The organism is Mesorhizobium sp. M0659 (assembly GCF_040320605.1).
In the GTDB taxonomy this organism is placed as follows: Bacteria; Pseudomonadota; Alphaproteobacteria; order Rhizobiales; family Rhizobiaceae; genus Mesorhizobium.
In genome coordinates, this window is the sequence record NZ_JAMYPY010000004.1 from 16,128 (window position 1) to 33,185 (window position 17,058).

Genomic DNA, 17,058 nt, shown 5'->3' on the forward strand with positions numbered 1-17,058 from the left:
AAGAGGGACCAGAGGATGAATGCGATGACGGATCTTGGGCTCTATCGCCATCTCGACCAGATGGCGCCGTGGAACGATAGGCTGCAGGTGCTGGAAGTGATCGGCGTCAGCGACGAGGCGCCCGACGTCAAGACCTTCACCTTCCGCTCCGACAACCAGACCTGGTTCCGCTACAAGCCGGGCCAGTTCCTGACGCTGGAACTGCCGACACCGGACGGGCCGCTGATGCGCACCTACACGCTGTCGTCGTCGCCATCGCGGCCGTTTTCGATCGCGGTGACAGTGAAGGCGCAACCGGGCAGCATCGGCACACGCTGGATGTTCGACCAACTGGTGCCCGGCTCGCACGTCAAGGCCTATGGACCGGCGGGCGACTTCTCGTTGCACAGCCACCCGGCGGCCAAATATCTGTTCATTTCGGCTGGCTCCGGCGTGACACCGATGATGTCGATGCTGCGCTGGCTGAACGACTGCGCGCCATGGACCGATGTCGGTTTCGTCAACTGCGCGCGGCGTGCCGAAGAGATCATCTTCCGCAAGGAACTCGAACTGCTCGGCGGCCATATGCCCGGCCTGTCGCTCGGCTTCATGATCGAGGAACGTTCCAGCCGCGAAGGCTGGTACGGCCATATGGGGCGCATCGATGCGATCCGGCTGCCCTTGCTGGCTCCGGATTTCCGCGAGCGCGAAATCTTCTGCTGCGGCCCCGATCCGTTCATGCGCGCCGTGCGCGGCATGCTGGATGCCGCCGGCTTCGACATGACGAAATACCATCAGGAGAGCTTTGCCGCGCCTGTGATGGAGGAAATTCCGGCGCCGTTTGCCTCCCCGGTCGAGGACGGCATCGCTGCACCTGTCGAAGCCGTGACGCCGATCCGCTTCTCGCTTTCGGAGGTCGATGCCGGCTGCGTCGCCGGCCAGACCGTGCTGCAGACCGCGCGCAGCTCGGGCGTGCGGATTCCCGCCGCCTGCGAGTTCGGCCTGTGCGGCACCTGCAAGGTGAAGAAGGTCTCCGGCGAAGTCGAGATGAGCCACAATGGCGGCATCCTCGACCACGAGATCGATGACGGTTTCATCCTTGCCTGCTGCTCGAAACCGTTGTCGGCGCTCGAAATCGAGGCTTGAGCCGGTCGACTTCGCCGCAACGGTCGCCGACGCAGGCGTTGTGTTCGCGGGTCTTTGTCTTGCCAAGCATAGGCCGAGTGATTTAGACGCACTTAGGAAGGGCTGGCAGACCGTGAAACCGGCGCATCCCTTCATGGGCGCATGGAACGGGGGACAGAGCGATGCAACAGCGGGTCTATGGGGTCGCAAGCAAGGACATCGTTTTCGAATCATTCGATGGCGAAGCCGTCGTTCTCGATCTTTCGAACGGTAAGTATTTCGGCTTTTCCGATTCCGGCAGCCGGGTCTGGCAGGCTCTGTCGTCCGGCGTCGCCACTGAAGCGCTGGTCGGAGTTGCCGCGGGCGCCGCAAAAATAAGCCTGGCCGACCTCGAAAGCTTCATTGCCCGACTGCTCGATTTCGGGTTGCTTGCGCCAGCCGAAACACCGGCACAACCGCTTTCGGGCGAGCTGTCGTCTGCGCTTGCTGCCAGCAATGAGCCGCTCAAGGTCGATGTCCACGACGACCTTGCCGATCTCATCATTGTCGACCCGATCCATGAGGTCGAGGAACCTCTCGGCTGGCCGGCGGTGAAACAGGCATAATCGTTTCCCTAAAGCGCGTCGCGTTTGAACGGACTCAGGCGACGCGGTTTAGATCTTTGATTTTATGCATGTCGTCGTCTCAAAACCGGGGCCACCCCGAGCGACATGCATCAGGCGACCCGGCGCAATTCTGGACGCTGGAACAACGAACACATGCCTTTGATCACGCTGCAAACCCTGCCGGATTATGCCCGCCATGTGCTGGCGGCCGCGGAAAGCGCCGCCGCCTTCTATCCCGTTACCGCCAGCGTGCGGTTGCCGGGGCTGGACCTGAGTGTCCACCTCGACCATGGCACGCTGGCGGAAGCCATGAGCCATGCCTTCATACCGGCCCCGGAAAATCCGTCTGCATCTGACGGCTGCCGCATTTTCGTCGCCCACCCGGCCATCGATGGCGTCCCCGCCCCGGCCACCTGGGGCCGAGGCGATTACAACCATCATGCCTTTGCCAACCGGCTGGAAGAGGCCGGATTGCGCGGCAGCTACTATCATGACCTCGACTTTTGGCAGTTCCATGATCCGCAACGCCATGTCGGGGCGCAGCTGATGATGTCGGCCGACGCCTTTCCGCCATGGGAACAAGGGGCGCCGCTGCGCGCCTTCCTGCATTGGGAATATGCGGCGCGCGGCATGCGGCTCACCCATGCCGGCACGCTGGGCATCGATGGCAAGGGCGTCCTGCTGGCGGGCTCCGGCGGTGCCGGCAAATCGGGAACGGTCGTCGCCGGCCTGCTCAATGGGCTCGATAGCGTCGGCGACGACTATGTGCTGATCGACCGGACCGAGGGGGTGACGGCCTATCCGCTGTTTGCCACGCTCAAGCAGGATCCGGAGGGCTTCAAGCGGCTGAAGCTGGAGGGTCGGCTAAATTCGTACCAACCGCTGAACTGGCAAGGCAAGCATGCCTTTCACATCAACGAGGTCGCGCCTCGACCAACTCCTGCAAGTCTGGACATTATTGCTTTGATAGTGCCCCATATCAGGGGAGGTGCGAGAAGCTCGGTCATGCCCATATCGCGCAAGGATGCCATGATCGCCTTGGCGCCGTCAGGAATCGTGCAGATGCCGGGCGAGCGGGAAGCGGGCTTTCGCTTTTTCAGCGAGCTTACCCGCGATCTGCCATGCTACCGGCTGTCGCTGGGGACCGAGCCGCGCGAGATCGCCGGCACGATTGCGGATTTCGTCCTTCGGGGCGCTGCATGAAGTTGAGCATCATTGTGCCGGTCTACAATCGGGAGATCTATGTCGTTTCGACGTTGCGGTCCCTGCTCAGGCAACGCGACGATGCCGATCTCGATATCATCGTTGTCGACGACGGCTCGACGGACAGCTCCGTTGAAGCAGTCCGCGCCATCATGCGGGAAGCGTCGTGCATCCGCCTGTTCCAGCAGGCAAACCAGGGCGTGGCCAACGCGCGCAACACAGGGCTGAGGCAGTTGCTGCCGCAAACCGAACTGGTGTCGTTCCTGGATTCGGACGACGTCTCGCCGGCTGGACGATTCAAGGCTGGCCTACCCCTGTTCGCGGCCGACCCTGCGCTCGAGCTGACCTACTCGCTGATGACGCGCGTCGATCTCATGGACGACGAAACCCTGCAGCCGGCACGGGGCGGCGCAGGTCCCACCGTGCGCGGCGTCAGCCTTAGCGCCGGGATATTCCGCAGGGCACTCATCGACCGTACAGGTGCTTTCGACGAGGAGTTCCGGCAGGGCGAAGACGCCGACTATCTGCTGCGCATTTTCGAAACCAGCCCAAAGCACATTTTTCCCGACACCGTCGCGGTATACTACCGGCGCCACCCCGGCAATTTGACCAAGCAAAGGGATGTGGCGGTGCGCGAATATCTACGTGTAATTCAGAAATCCTTGCGGCGGCGCAAGGCCGATCCGTCGCGGCGCCCGGTCGAGGGGCTTTTCGAGATCAAGCGCCCGGCAGAGTGGTGAAAGAATGAACAGATCACAGCCTGGAATGCGTGCGTGAAGCTGAGCGTGATCATGCCGGTCTACAACCGCGAACGCCATGTCGGCTTGGCGCTGCGCTCGCTGCTGAGGCAGCGCGATGCCGCCGATCTCGACATCATCGTTATCGATGACGGTTCGACCGACAGTTCGGCGGCGGTCGTGCGCTCGCTGATCGCGGAGGCGCCGTGCATTCGCCTTTTCCAGCAGGAGAATGCCGGGGTGACGCGGGCGCGCAACGCGGGCTTGCGGCAGTTGCTGCCGCAGACCGGGCTGATATCGTTTCTCGATTCGGACGACATTTCCCCGCCGGGCCGCTTCAAGGCGGATCTGGCCTGTTTCGACGCAGACCCCACCCTCGAGCTCACCTATTCGCGCATGACGCTGGTCGACGACATAGATGACGATACGCTGGAGCCGACAGCCGACAGCCACTCGATGACGGTTCGCGGCATTCACCTGTCTCCCGCTATCTTCGTCCGGCGGTTGGTCGAACGCATCGGCAGCTTCGACGAGGATTTCCACCAGGCCGAGGACACCGACTATCTGCTGCGCACTTTCGAAAGCGGGCCGAAATTCACGATGCCCGACACTGTTGCGCTCTATTACCGGCGCCATCCCGGCAACATGACCAGGCAGGCCGATGTTCCTTTTCGCGAATTCATGCGCGCCGTCTACAAGTCGATGAAACGGCGCGAGGCCGACCGCTCCTTGCACCCTGTCGACGGCATCTTCGATTTCAAGGAACTTGCGAATTGGCGTTTCCTGTGATGGCCAGCTACGGCGTCGTCATTCCGGCCTTCAACGCGACCGCCACCATCGCCGAGACGCTGCGATCGGTCGCGGCCCAGACGGTCCAGCCCGACGCCATAATCGTCGTCGATGACGGCTCGACCGACGATACGGTCGCGGTGGTCAATTCGCTGGGCATGCCGGTGCAGGTGTTGCGCCAGGACAATGCCGGACCAGGCAGCGCCACCACCAGGGGCATCGCCGCGCTGGCGACGCCCTTCGTCGCCACGCTCGATGCGGACGATCTGTGGCTGCCGACCAAGATCGAAAGGCAGCTGGAGCATTTCGAGCGGTTTCCCGCGACGGCAGGAGTCTTTGCCCACTGGCGGACGTTTCGCGATGACAAGCCCGATGTGCAACAGGACGTGGCCGTGGCGGGCTGGTCGCGCACGACGATGATGATCCGCCGGGAGGTAGCCGAGGCCGTCGGTCCGATCATCGACCCGCAAGGCGGTCGCGGCGACATGGTCGACTGGATCGCCCGTGTCCGCGAGGCGGGCTTTGCGCTTGCCATGCTCGACGATGTCCTGACCTTGCGCCGCATCCGGCCCGACAGCATGTCCTATGGACGCGACCCCGTGCGCGACCGCGGTTATGTCGAAGTCGTAAGGCTGGCCATGCAAAGGCGAGCAGCGAAAAAGGCGAGCGCCGACTGATGGCCAATGCCATGCGCCGTATCGGCCGTCGGTTTCCGGACTATGGTTGGTCATGGCCCACGGGCGGCCTCGACCAGTTGCTGAAGGCCGCATTGCTCCCCGATGAAGAGGCGGCCGGGGGCTATGCGGCGCGCTGGCTCGACGAGAACGATATCGACCATGCTGCTTTCCGCGAGCATCGGCTGCTGGCCGCGATCTCCGACAGGTTCGGCCGCAAGCTCGCTGGGCATCCGGCCTATCCACGTCTTGTCGGCCTGCAAAAGATGCTGTGGACCAAATCGCGACTGGCTGCGCGCGAGGCCGAGCCGGCGCTACAGGCCATGATCGACGCCGGCTGCGCGGTGATGCTTATCAAAGGCGCCAGCCGCATCGCCGTCAACGCGTCGGCGCAGCGCGGCCGGGTGGCGCATGACATCGACATACTGGTGCGCCCGCAGGCCATGATTGCCGCCTTCGATGTGCTTAGCGAACGCGACTGGCAGATCGCCACCGGCGTCAGTCCGCAATATCTGCGCACCAGGCTGGCGTCCTTGCGTTCGATGAATTTTTTCAAGGGCAGTTTCGGCGACATCGACCTGCACCAGCTCGCTTATGACGGGTCGCAGCAAAGCGCGGAAGATGATCTGGCGATCTGGCAGCGGGCGCTGTCAGCCGACTTCAATGGCGTCCGCGTGCTTGTTCCCTCTCCGGCCGACCGCATGGCGCTTGCCATCGCACATGGCGGCCTCGATGCCCACACCCACAGCGACTGGCTGGTCGACTGTGCGGTCGCCATCGAGAGTGGCGCAGTCGACTGGGGCGTGTTCGCCGACATCATCGCCAAGCGGGGCCTCGCCGTCGCCGCGGCGGTGGCGCTCTCCTATCTCTGCCTGGAGATCGGCATTGCGGTGCCGGAGGCCGAACTTGCAAAGACGATTGAGTTGGCCGACCGCGCCGGCCTGTCGCGCTGGTCCTCGGTGCTGCAGGCCAAGCCGCGCACCGATTTCGGCGGCCTCGTTTGGCTGTCGCGCGGCTTTGCCAAGCAGTTGCGCCTCAAACGCAAAAAGGGCCGCCTGCAGCAGCCGACGCCCGCCGTCTGGCGCGGCAGGCCGACATTGCGCAAGGCAAGAGCGACGTCGGCGCCGTTTGCACTTTCCCAGACCCTGCCGCGCCCGGACAGGACTGGAGCGATGGTGCTGGACGTCACCGTCAGGATCGTCGTTCCACCAATCCGGCGCCGCATTGAGATGGAAATCAATGCCGGCGGCGGCCATGTCGCCCGCCTGCGTTCCATAGTGATCAGCCGCGCCGGCGGCGGACGTGTGCTGCGCTTTCGCGGCAAGCTAACGGTGGACGACACCGGCCGGCCTCTGGTGATCGAGGCACGGCCATCGCGCCAGTTCCGCAACTGGGACAATGAGGCCGAAGTCGCCGCCTATGGCGCGCTGCCGTTCCAATTGCTGTCGGCAAGGTTTTCACCCACCTGAGAGCGGGTGGCTGTTTCCATGAAACGGTGAACCACTGTGGCCCTCTCAGACGCCATAGCGCTCGGTGCGGATGATTTCCGCTGATATGCCGGCGTCGATCAGCGCCTGGGCAGCCGCCGAGACGAAGGCGTTCGACCCGCAGACGAAGGCGAGCGCCGGCGGCCGCGGCAGCCGCGTGAGCGCCTGCATGACCATTGCCGTGTCGATGCGCCTCGAATAGTCGGACGGGCGCCGTGCCGCCTCGCGCGTCAGCGTCAGCACCAGCTCGAACCCGTCGCGGCGGTCGCCGAGACCGATCAGATCGTCGCGGAAGATCACCTCGTCCCAGACCCGCACCGAAAACATCAGCTCCACCGGCACCGCCGATTTGCGCAAGGTCCGGTGACGCACCATCGCCATCAGCGGCACGACGCCGGAGCCGCCGCCGACCAGAAGCAGCGGCCCGCCATCCCCATCGGACCAGACGAAATGGCCGCCGAGCGGCCCGCGCAGTTCGATCTCGTCATCGACCGCGGCGATGTCGTGGAAGAAGGGCGAGACTTCACCGTCGTCGAGCTTCTCGATCGCCAGCTCGATCGTGGCGCCGCTCTCCGGCGCCGAGGCGATGGAATAGGAGCGGCGCGCCTGGTAGCCGTCAGGCGCAGTCAGCCTGACATCGACATGCTGTCCGGCGCGATAGGCGAATGGCCGTGACAGCGCGAAGAAGAAACTGGTGACGCGTGGCGTCCGCTTTTCGATCCGGGTGATTTTCGCCGTCTGCCAGGGAGATTGCGGCGCTTCGCTCATGGATCGCCGCTATAGCGCTGCTCGCGCCACGGGTCGCCATAGATGTGATAGCCGCGCAATTCCCAGAAGCCCGGCTCGTCGCGCTCGGTGAACTGCAGCCCGTTCAGCCATTTGGCCGATTTCCAGAAATAGAGATGCGGCACCAGGAGCCGCGCCGGGCCGCCATGGTCGGCCGTGATCGGCTTGCCCTCATAAAGCAGCGCCACCATCGCCTTCCCCGCGGTGAGATCCCTGGCCGGCACGTTGGTGGTATAGCCGTCATAGCCATGCGCCAGCAGGAAGCCGGTCGGCGCTTCGATGCCGGCATCGGCAAGGATGTCGTCGACCAGCACGCCTTGCCAGGCGGTATCGAACTTGGTCCAGGCGGTAACGCAATGGATGTCGCGCGTCATCTTGGTCAAGGGCAGCGCGTTGAACTCGGCCCAGTTCCACTTCTTGATCGGGCGTGGCCCGTGCTTGAGCGTGAACGACCAGTCCTCGGTGCGCACGCGCGGCGTCGGCCCCGCCGACAGCACCGGAAAGCCCTGTTCGAGATACTGACCGGGCGGAATGCGCGCATCGGTCTCCGTCGGAGGCTTTCGACGGGAGGAAAAACCGCGAGTGACCATTTGACTGTCCGTTTTTAGCAGGCCATTGCCGGCCTGCCGTAATGTTCTCGAAGATGTCGCGGCGGGCAATAGGAATTTCGGCGGCCGTGCGGCAGGCCTGTCGGTGGTCCGGCGAGCCTGCCATGATGTCTCAACCGGCGGCGAAGGATACGGCGACGAAGATTTGCGCGTCGCCCCGGTCGACCAAAAGCAGCACCGACTTCCGGCCCGCCTTGCCGGCCTCGGCGATCGCCTGGTTGGCTTGCCGCGCATCCCGCACGGGCGACCGGTCGACGTCGACGATGACGTCGCCCGGCTGCAGGCCGGCATTGGCAGCTGCCGTGTCCGGATTGACGCGCTCGACCACGGCGCCACGCTGGTTCCAATCACAATGTCGTCAGAGGCCTCCGGTGCGTCTGAGATAGGCGGTGGCGATCTCGCGCATGCGGTTGCCGTCGAAGCTGGGCCCGTGGCCGCCATGGCCGAGGCGAACAGGCAGGTCAAGGAGCCGCTGCATGGTACGGCGATAGTCAGGTCGGGAGGAATCCGGCAGGTCGTCGATCAGCGTGGAATCGTAGATGGCGTCGCCGGCAAAGAGCAGGCCGTCCGCCTCGTCGAACAAAGCGATTGAATCCGGCGAATGTCCGGGCAGATGCAGGACGCGGAACTGCCTGTCGCCGAGGTCGACGATGTCGCCCTCGTCCAGCGTGCGCGTCAGCGGCGCCGGCGGGATCTTGTAGTCGGCCGCCGTCCAGCCCGGCGCCGGCAATTTCGAAACGGCGCCGTCGAGTTTGTTGAACATGTAGGCGTAGGTCACCTGATCGTTCATGGTCTCGAAATGCTCGCCACTGTGCCGCGGCCCGGCGCGCAGCGGAAACTCGTGCAGCGAGCCGACATGGTCGAGATGGATGTGGGTGGCGACTACGATGAGCGGCTTGCCCTCGGGCGTGTCGATCTCAGGCGCCAGCGGGCAGATGCCCATGCCGGTGTCGACCAGCAGGTCGGCGTCGCGTCCCCTGAAATGCCAGATGTTGGCGCGCACGAAATCATGCACGAACGGCTCGGTCAGCATCGTCGTGCGGTCGTCGATGATCGTCTTGCCGAACCAGTCGCCGACAACGCGCTCGCCACCAAAACGGGCGCCGCCAAAACGGCCGCCCATCAGACGAAGGGCTTTCCCACCTTGTATTTTTCCGGCACCAGCCGCTTCAGGTAAGCCATGCCCGCTTCCGACAGCTGGTTGACATCGGGCTTCATGAAATCGTCGGGCATATGGCGCGTCTTGCCGGCGACGTTCTTCAGCGGCACCTTCTTCAGCACGGTTTTCGCGCCGTCATATTGCAGCGCCACCGAGCCACCGCCTTCGCCGGCAACGGCAACCGCGAAGGCGCCGGCGTCGAAAGCCTCCTGCGCGTCGACGGCGCTGATCGCGCCGACATAGCCGCGCGGCATGTAGCCAAGCGCATCGACGCGGGCGCGCTTGCCCGGCAGGCCTTCGGCGAGCGCACGTTCCAGAGCTGACGGCAGGTCGCTGCCCGACAATTTGACGTTGCCATGCGCGTCGCGCTCGAGCTTGTCCGGCGGCACCAGGCTTTCGACCAGCGCCTTGCCGTCGGCGGTGCTGACTCCTTCGGAGACGGCAACGATGCAGCGCTTGTGGCGGTCGAGCGTGGCGCGCACGTCGTCGATGAAACCGGCGGCGGAGAACGGCCGTTCCGGCACGTAGACCAGATGCGGGCCGCTGTCGGGATCGAGCTGCCAGGCTGCAGCCGCCGCGGTGAGGAAGCCGGCATGCCGGCCCATGACGATGCCGACATAGATGCCGGGCAATGCGCGGAAATCGAGATCGACGGACAGGAAGGCGCCGGCGACGAATTCGGCCGCCGAGATGAAGCCCGGCGTGTGGTCGTTTTCCTCGAGGTCGTTGTCGATGGTTTTTGGCGCATGGACGAAAGCGATGCTGCCGCCGGCTGCGTCGGTCAGGATCTGCTGCGTGCCCGACGTGTCGTTGCCGCCGATATAGATGAAGGCGTCCGCGCCGGCCTTCTTCAGGCCCTTGAGGATGACCTCGCAATAGGCGGCATCCGGTTTGTCGCGCGTCGAGCCGAGCGCGGCACTCGGCGTGCCGGCGATCAGCCGCAGCCGGTCCTCTGGGATGGCGGAGAGGTCGACATAGTTGCCGTCACGAATGCCGCGCACGCCGTGGAGCGAGCCCAGCACCTTGGCGCCGGGATGGCGCTTGCGGATTTCCAGCGTGGCCCCGACAACCGTCTGGTTGATGACGGCGGTCGGGCCGCCGCCCTGTGCGATGACAAACGTTCCAGCCATGCTCGATCTCTCCCGGCGCTGTGGTTTTCAAGGCACCTTGGCCTAGCTTGCCGCATCGCGCAACGGGAGTTTCCAGCGGCGCCAAACCGCCGCACAGGATCAGACGACCACGACCGGGTTCTTCTTGGAAACGCGGCTGTAGAGGTCGATGATATCCTGGTTGATCAGGCGCACGCAGCCCGACGACATCGCCTGGCCGATGCTCGCCCATTCCGGCGAACCGTGTATGCGGTAGCCGGTGTCCTTGCCGTCCTGGTAGATGTAGAGGGCGCGTGCGCCGAGCGGGTTGGTGAGGCCACCAGGCTGGCCGTTTTGCCATTTCACCAGTTCCGGCTTGCGCTGGATCATCTCCGGCGGCGGCGTCCAGGTCGGCCATTCCTTGCCGTACTGGATGTTGGCGCGGCCGGACCAGCGGAAGCCGTCCTTGCCGATGCCGACGCCGTAGCGGATGGCGTCGCCGCCCTCCTGCACCAGATAGAGCTTTCGCTCCTGCAGATGGACGACAATGGTGCCGGGCGCCTCGCCGGTCTCGTTGACGACGATCTGGCGGCGGAACTCCGGCTTGACCTTCTGATAGGGCACCGCCGGCACTTCGAAGCCGCCATCGTTGAGCGAAGCGTACATGACATCGGGGCCGGTGACGTTCTTGTCGACGCTGATCGCCGGACGGATCGGCCGCACCGAGCCGGTGACCGTGTCATCCAGCTGGAATTGCGGCAGCTCGAGCGTCGACGTGCTGCAGCCGGCCATGCCGAGCAGCGTCATGGCGCCGGCCCCTGACAGGACGAAGCGGCGGGAATAGAGATGTTCGGTCTCGTTTGCGTCGCCATTTGCTGGCGGCGTCACATTCTGCGGCAACTCACGCATGCACCCAAACCCTACGCTGTCGGCGGGAAACACGGTCCGGCCGGATGGCAGGCAGTTTCGCCAAACATGGTTGAAAAACGGTGAAGGCCCAACGACCGGTCTTAAGCCTGTGCCGCCAATAGCCGCAGCGATCTGGCGAAATGGTCCGCCGTGCATTTCTGGGAGAGGGCTCTTTACATTCCTCCGCACACGAGGATTTATCCTTTTCTTTGCGCTCAAGGAGACAAAGATGTCGTTCGAAAACTGGGCCGCCTTCGCCGCCGCCTCCACCGTTCTGCTCATCATTCCCGGCCCGACCATTCTTCTGGTCGTGTCCTATGCGCTGGGCCAGGGCTGGCGCACCGCCTTGCCGATGGCCGTCGGCGTGGCGCTGGGCGACTTCACCGCCATGACCCTGTCGATGCTGGGCATCGGCGCGCTGCTGGCCGCGTCGGCGACCCTGTTCACCATTCTGAAGCTGATCGGCGCCTGCTATCTGGTCTATCTCGGGGTAAAACTGTTTCGCGCCGGCGGCGCGCTCAAAGCCGAACCATGCACAGATGCCGTCTCGGCCGCCAAGATGATGGCGCACGCTTGGCTGGTCACCGCACTCAACCCGAAGAGCATCACGTTCTTTGTCGCCTTCCTGCCGCAGTTCCTCAATCGGGAAGCCGATTTCTGGACACAGATGCTGATCTTCGAAACGACCTTCCTGGCGCTCGCCTTCGCCAATGCCTTCGGCTACGCGCTGGTTGCGGCGCGCGCCCGCAACGTCGTACGCAACCCCAAGGCGATCCGCATCTTAAACCGCACCGGCGGCACGCTGCTGGTCGGCGCCGGGATCGCCACGGTGGCGATGCGCTCGGGCAATTAGGAACTGCGGAGCATCAGGGCCGATATGGCAGTAAGAGATCCATTCGGCCTAATGTTTTCGGGCGCGACCGAGGCCGGGTTTTCACCCTACAGCCAGGCCGTTCATGAATTGCAATGCTTCGTCGGCGACCCGGTCGGCTCCGTTGACCGCGCCATATCGGCGGATCCCGGCTTCGTCATGGCGCATGTCTTCAAGGGGTATCTGTTCGGCCTCGCCACCGAACGCGAGGCAACGGCGGTCGCCCAGGCATGCCATGCTGCGGCACTGCCGCTTGCCGCGACGCCGCGCGAACAGGCGCATGTGGCGGCCCTTGGCCACCTTGCCGAGGGACGCTGGCATGACGCCGCGCGCCTGCTCGAAGATATCGCCATCGACAACCCGCTCGACGCGGTGGCGTTGCAGGTCGGCCACCAGATCGACTTCTTCACCGGCAATGCCCGCATGCTGCGCGACCGTATCGGCCGCGCGCTACCGTCCTGGCAGAGCGGCATGCCAGGTTATCACGCCATTCTCGGTATGCAGGCCTTCGGTCTCGAGGAGATGGGCGACTATATCAGAGCCGAAAGTTTCGGCCGACAGGCGATCGAGATCGAGCCGCGAGACGGCTGGGCGCAGCACGCGGTCGCCCATGTCATGGAGATGCAGAGCCGGCAACGGGACGGCATCGCCTGGATGCGCGCCAACCCCGGGGCGTGGACCAAAGAGAGCTTCCTGCAGGTGCATAACTGGTGGCATCTGGCGCTGTTCCACTACGATCTCGGCGAGACCGACGAGGTGCTCAAACTCTATGACGGGCCGATCTATGGCGAGCGTTCGACGCTGGCGCTGAACATGGTCGATGCATCCGCGATCCTGTGGCGGCTTTATCTCGGCGGTGTCGATGTCGGCGACCGCTGGACAGCGCTCGCCGCCAACTGGGCGCCGAAGGCTGGAGCCGGCAACTACGCCTTCAACGATGCGCATGCGATGATGGCATTCGTCGGCGCCGGGCTCGAAGCGTCGGCCAAGATCTTGCTCGAAGCCCAGCACGAGGCGATGCGCGGCAGCGACGACAATGCCGCCTTTACCCGGGATGTCGGCCAGCCACTGACGGAAGGCATCAAGGCATTCGGCGAGGGCAATTACAGCGAAGCGGTGCGCCTGATTCGACCGATCCGCGCCATTGCCCATCGCTTTGGCGGCAGCCACGCCCAGCGCGATGTGATTGATCTCACGTTGATCGAGGCGGCGTTGCGCGCCGGCGACACGGCGCTTACCCGGGCGTTGACGGCCGAGCGCGCACTGGCCCGGCCGGACAGTCCGCTTTCGGCGCTGTTTTCGCAACGCGCCGCCAATTTGTCAGAGAATTGACCCGCGGCGGATCTTGTTTTAAAAACTGGCAAGCCAGATTTTTTCGAGACCCGAAAAAATTAATGGCAATGGGAGGAATGCATGTATCTCGGCCTCGATCTCGGCACGTCGGGCGTCAAGGCGCTGTTGATCGATGCCGGGCAGAAGATCATCGGCTCCGGCCATGCTTCGCTTGACGTATCGCGGCCGCATCCCGGCTGGTCCGAACAAAACCCCGCCGACTGGATCCGCGCCTGCGAGACGGCCATTGCCGAGCTGAAAGCCTCGCACCCAAAAGAGCTTGCCGCGGTCAAGGGCATCGGCCTTTCCGGCCATATGCATGGCGCCACCTTGCTAGATGCCGGCGACCAGGTGCTGCGCCCCTGCATTCTGTGGAACGATACGCGCAGCCACGCCGAGGCCGCCGCGCTCGATGCCGACCCGCGCTTTCGCCAACTCACCGGGAATATCGTCTTCCCCGGCTTCACGGCGCCGAAACTCGCCTGGGTGAAGAACAATGAGCCCTCCGTCTTCGCCAAAGTGGCGAAGGTGCTTTTGCCGAAGGATTTCCTGCGGCTGTGGCTGACCGGCGAGCATATCTCAGAAATGTCGGACTCCGCCGGCACCTCCTGGCTTGATGTCGGCAAGCGGCGCTGGTCTGCCGAACTGCTCGCGGCGACGTCGCTGGATGAGAAGCAGATGCCGTCGCTGGTCGAGGGCACTGAGAAGGCTGGCGCCCTGCGCGCCGAACTCGCCTCGAAATGGGGCATTGCCTCAGGCATTCCTGTTGCCGGCGGCGCCGGCGACAATGCTGCTTCGGCCTGCGGCATGGGCACGGTCGGCGCCGGCCACGCTTTTGTGTCGCTGGGCACATCTGGCGTGCTGTTTGCCGCCAACGCTTCCTACCTGCCCAATCCGGCAAGTGCGGTCCACACCTTCTGTCATGCCCTGCCCAACACCTGGCACCAGATGGGGGTCATCCTGTCTGCGACCGACTCGCTGAACTGGCTGTCGGAGATTTCAGGCAAGAAGGCCGGCGAATTGACCGCCGAACTTGGCGATGTGCTGAAAGCGCCGAGCGGGGTGTCGTTCCTGCCCTATCTCTCGGGCGAGCGCACGCCGCACAATGATTCCGCCGTTCGTGGGTCCTTCACCGGACTGGCGCATGAGTCGAGCCGCGCGGTGCTGACGCAAGCCGTGCTCGAGGGCGTTGCCTTCGCATTCCGGGACAGTCTCGAAGCCCTGAAGACCGCCGGCACGGATTTGACCCGGGTAACCGCGATCGGCGGCGGCTCGCGCTCGCGCTACTGGCTGAAGGCGATCGCCACGGCGCTGCAGGTGCCCGTGGACATTCCGGCCGACGGCGATTTCGGTGCTGCCTTTGGCGCCGCCCGGCTCGGGCTGATTGCGGCGACAGGGGCTGATCCGCTCGCGGTGTGCACGGCGCCGAGGACGGATGCGACGATCGAACCGGAGGCTGCACTTGGCGGCGCGTATGCCGATGCGTACCAGCGCTACCGGGCGCTGTACCCGGCGATCAAGGGCGTGACCGCGTGAGTCGGCGCGAAGCACCCCCCTCTGCCCTGCCGGGCATCTCCCCCGCAAGGGGGGAGATCGGCAGCGTCGGCGGGTATGCCAGTCTTGTAAGGTGGGTGATTAGCGAAGGCGTGGATGCCAGCCAATCTCCCCCCTTGCGGGGGAGATGCCCGGCAGGGCAGAGGGGGGTGTCTCGCGCCACCCTTAATCGATCACTGCGCCGGCACCTTGTCGAGAAACCCGGTGACGCTCTTCAGGCGCCCATTTTCGATAACACCGATATCGGTGCCTTCGATAACCGACGGCACGCCTTCCGGCCCAAGATTCCACGAGAAGCGGATGCGGTCGCCAAACCCGTCCGGCTGGCCCTTCAGCGAGAACCGGAAGCCGGCGAAGCGCTGCTGTACGCCGTCGATCAGCTTGGCAACGCCGGCATGGCCGTCGCCCTGCATGAGCGGATCGCGGTAGCTGACGTCTTCGGTGAAGGTGGCCTTGAGCAGTTCGGCGCGGCGATCCGCATCGGCCTCGTTCCAGGCGGTGATGTAGTTCTGGGCGATCGTGTTGAGGTCGGTCATGGTCTGTCTCCTTCGTTGAGTGGCTTTGACACGAGGCTTTTCACCCCGAGCGAGAGCGAAACCAATTACGCCTGAGGTAATCAGGCGCGATTATTCGGAGAGGACGAAAAAGATGAGCAGCGGATTTTTCGGCGACATCAAAGCGATCAAGTATGAGGGGCCGGATTCGACCAATCCGCTGGCCTACCGCTTCTACAATCCCGACGAGGTGGTGGCCGGCAAACGGCTGGAAGACCATCTGCGCTTCGCCGTCGCCTACTGGCATTCTTTCGCCTGGCCGGGCGGCGATCCCTTTGGCGGCCAGACCTTCGACCGGCCCTGGTTTCCCAAGGCTGGCGGCGTCGACACGATGGAACTGGCCAAGCTGAAAGCCGACGTCGCCTTCGAGATGTTCTCGCTGCTCGGCGCGCCCTATTTCTGCTTCCACGACGCCGACGTGCGGCCGGAAGGCAAGGATTTCTCCGAAAGTGCCGCGCGGCTCGACGAGATCGCCGACTATTTTGCCGCCAAGATGAAGAAGACCGGCGTCAAGCTGCTCTGGGGCACGGCCAACCTGTTCTCCAACCGCCGCTTCATGTCGGGCGCCGCCACCAATCCCGATCCGGATGTCTTCGCCTATGCGGCGGCGACGGTGAAAAGCTGCATCGACGTCACGAAGCGGCTGAAGGGCGAGAATTATGTACTGTGGGGCGGGCGCGAGGGCTATGAAACGCTGCTCAACACCGATCTTGCCCGCGAGCAGGAGCAGGCTGGGCGCTTCCTCAGTCTCGTCGTCGACTACAAGCACAAGATTGGCTTCAAAGGCACGATCCTGATCGAGCCGAAGCCGCAGGAGCCGACCAAGCATCAGTACGACTACGACGTTGCCACGGTCTACGGCTTCCTCAAGCGCTTCGGGCTGGAGAAGGAAGTGAAGCTGAACATCGAGCAGGGCCACGCGATTCTTGCCGGCCATTCCTTCGAGCACGAGCTGGCGCTGGCCAATGCGCTCGGCGTCTTCGGCTCGATCGACATGAACCGCAACGACTACCAGTCGGGCTGGGACACCGACCAGTTCCCCAACAATGTGCCCGAGATGGCGCTGGCCTATTACCAGGTGTTGCAGGCCGGCGGCTTCAAGACCGGCGGCACCAATTTCGACGCCAAGCTGCGCCGCCAGTCGCTCGACCCGCAGGACCTGCTGATCGGCCATATCGGCGGCATGGATTCCTGCGCACGAGGCCTCAAGGCAGCCGCCAAGATGGTCGAGGACAAGGCGCTGTCGGGTCCGCTGGCCGAGCGCTATGCCGGTTGGAACACGGCCGAGGGCAAGGCGATGCTGTCGGGCAAGCGCTCGCTGGAAGACATCGCCGAGCGCGTGGTGAAGAAGAAGATCGAGCCGCAGCCACGCTCCGGCCGCCAGGAGTTGCTGGAAAACATCGTCAACCGCTACGTCTGAGGGCCGGAAAGCCGATTCGTTGTGCTCAAGGGTGGCTGGATAACATTCCGGCCGCCCCGGAATGGGGTTTGCGCAAGACCCTATCCGACGACAAGGGTTTGCCCTTTGGCGCCCCTCAATGACCTCGCTCTTGCCTTCAAACTGCCGTCACGTATCTCGTATAAGGATGCGGTTGTGG

At 64.2% G+C, this 17,058-nt stretch carries 17 protein-coding genes and 1 pseudogene; 11 read left to right on the forward strand and 7 right to left on the reverse strand.

Annotated features, from left to right (window positions below; all coding sequences use genetic code 11):
• Positions 1–24: 24 nt before the first annotated feature.
• The 7 genes from NKI31_RS07775 to NKI31_RS07805 all read left to right on the forward strand — a co-directional run bounded on the left by NKI31_RS07775 (position 25) and on the right by NKI31_RS07805 (position 6,581).
• Positions 25–1,125 (forward strand): FAD-binding oxidoreductase, encoded by a 1,101-nt coding sequence (locus NKI31_RS07775; RefSeq protein WP_023703626.1) that lies wholly within the window; start codon positions 25–27, stop codon positions 1,123–1,125.
• 161 nt (positions 1,126–1,286) lie between these two features.
• Positions 1,287–1,709 (forward strand): PqqD family peptide modification chaperone, encoded by a 423-nt coding sequence (locus NKI31_RS07780; protein ID WP_023703625.1) that lies wholly within the window; start codon positions 1,287–1,289, stop codon positions 1,707–1,709.
• A gap of 153 nt (positions 1,710–1,862) precedes the next feature.
• On the forward strand, positions 1,863–2,912 hold the full coding sequence (locus NKI31_RS07785; RefSeq protein WP_023703624.1) for a hypothetical protein: 1,050 nt from the start codon (positions 1,863–1,865) through the stop codon (positions 2,910–2,912).
• Complete coding sequence (locus NKI31_RS07790; protein WP_023703623.1) at positions 2,909–3,652, forward strand: glycosyltransferase family 2 protein; 744 nt, start codon at positions 2,909–2,911, stop codon at positions 3,650–3,652. The genes NKI31_RS07785 and NKI31_RS07790 overlap by 4 nt, the downstream gene beginning before the upstream one ends.
• 33 nt (positions 3,653–3,685) lie before the next feature.
• Positions 3,686–4,438 carry a glycosyltransferase family 2 protein gene (locus NKI31_RS07795; protein WP_352651077.1) on the forward strand — a complete coding sequence of 251 codons (753 nt, stop codon included), beginning with the start codon at positions 3,686–3,688 and terminating at the stop codon, positions 4,436–4,438.
• Positions 4,423–5,115, forward strand: coding sequence for a glycosyltransferase family 2 protein (locus tag NKI31_RS07800; RefSeq protein ID WP_245260271.1), 693 nt, complete (start codon positions 4,423–4,425; stop codon positions 5,113–5,115). Before NKI31_RS07795 ends, NKI31_RS07800 begins: the two co-directional genes overlap by 16 nt.
• Positions 5,115–6,581 carry a nucleotidyltransferase family protein gene (locus tag NKI31_RS07805; RefSeq protein ID WP_352651079.1) on the forward strand — a complete coding sequence of 489 codons (1,467 nt, stop codon included), beginning with the start codon at positions 5,115–5,117 and terminating at the stop codon, positions 6,579–6,581. Before NKI31_RS07800 ends, NKI31_RS07805 begins: the two co-directional genes overlap by 1 nt.
• A 45-nt stretch (positions 6,582–6,626) precedes the next feature.
• On the opposite strand, the gene NKI31_RS07810 is transcribed toward NKI31_RS07805, so the two are convergent.
• From NKI31_RS07810 to NKI31_RS07835, 6 genes and pseudogenes are all read right to left on the reverse strand, one after another.
• The gene (locus NKI31_RS07810) at positions 6,627–7,367 is read right to left on the reverse strand and encodes an FAD-binding oxidoreductase (protein ID WP_352651081.1); all 741 of its coding nucleotides are present in this window, start codon (positions 7,365–7,367) and stop codon (positions 6,627–6,629) included.
• Positions 7,364–7,975 (reverse strand): molybdopterin-dependent oxidoreductase, encoded by a 612-nt coding sequence (locus NKI31_RS07815; protein ID WP_352651083.1) that lies wholly within the window; start codon positions 7,973–7,975, stop codon positions 7,364–7,366. The genes NKI31_RS07810 and NKI31_RS07815 overlap by 4 nt, the downstream gene beginning before the upstream one ends.
• Before the next feature lie 130 nt (positions 7,976–8,105).
• A pseudogene (locus tag NKI31_RS07820) lies at positions 8,106–8,327 on the reverse strand (PDZ domain-containing protein); the annotation flags it as partial.
• Positions 8,328–8,351: 24 nt separating this feature from the next.
• A complete protein-coding gene (locus NKI31_RS07825) occupies positions 8,352–9,116 on the reverse strand; it encodes an MBL fold metallo-hydrolase (protein ID WP_352651085.1) in 765 nt (254 codons plus the stop codon).
• Positions 9,116–10,282 carry a diphosphate--fructose-6-phosphate 1-phosphotransferase gene (locus NKI31_RS07830; RefSeq protein ID WP_352651086.1) on the reverse strand — a complete coding sequence of 389 codons (1,167 nt, stop codon included), beginning with the start codon at positions 10,280–10,282 and terminating at the stop codon, positions 9,116–9,118. Before NKI31_RS07830 ends, NKI31_RS07825 begins: the two co-directional genes overlap by 1 nt.
• Before the next feature lie 99 nt (positions 10,283–10,381).
• Positions 10,382–11,149, reverse strand: a complete 768-nt coding sequence (locus NKI31_RS07835; RefSeq protein WP_023668871.1) for a L,D-transpeptidase — start codon at positions 11,147–11,149, stop codon at positions 10,382–10,384.
• A 229-nt stretch (positions 11,150–11,378) separates the two neighbouring features.
• Here NKI31_RS07835 and NKI31_RS07840 point away from each other — a divergent pair, with 229 nt between their 5' ends.
• The 3 genes from NKI31_RS07840 to xylB all read left to right on the forward strand — a co-directional run bounded on the left by NKI31_RS07840 (position 11,379) and on the right by xylB (position 14,888).
• Positions 11,379–12,002, forward strand: coding sequence for a LysE family translocator (locus NKI31_RS07840; protein ID WP_352651088.1), 624 nt, complete (start codon positions 11,379–11,381; stop codon positions 12,000–12,002).
• A gap of 24 nt (positions 12,003–12,026) precedes the next feature.
• Entirely contained in the window at positions 12,027–13,352 is a 1,326-nt protein-coding gene (locus NKI31_RS07845; RefSeq protein WP_352651090.1) for a tetratricopeptide repeat protein, read from the forward strand.
• Between the two features lie 81 nt (positions 13,353–13,433).
• A complete protein-coding gene (xylB, locus tag NKI31_RS07850) occupies positions 13,434–14,888 on the forward strand; it encodes a xylulokinase (RefSeq protein ID WP_352651091.1) in 1,455 nt (484 codons plus the stop codon).
• 191 nt (positions 14,889–15,079) lie between these two features.
• Here xylB and NKI31_RS07855 read toward each other — a convergent pair whose 3' ends face one another.
• Positions 15,080–15,442, reverse strand: a complete 363-nt coding sequence (locus NKI31_RS07855; protein ID WP_023715528.1) for a nuclear transport factor 2 family protein — start codon at positions 15,440–15,442, stop codon at positions 15,080–15,082.
• A gap of 112 nt (positions 15,443–15,554) precedes the next feature.
• On the opposite strand from NKI31_RS07855, the gene xylA reads away from it, so the two are divergent.
• A complete protein-coding gene (xylA, locus tag NKI31_RS07860; protein WP_023684279.1) occupies positions 15,555–16,880 on the forward strand; it encodes a xylose isomerase in 1,326 nt (441 codons plus the stop codon).
• The last annotated feature ends 178 nt before the right edge of the window (positions 16,881–17,058 follow it).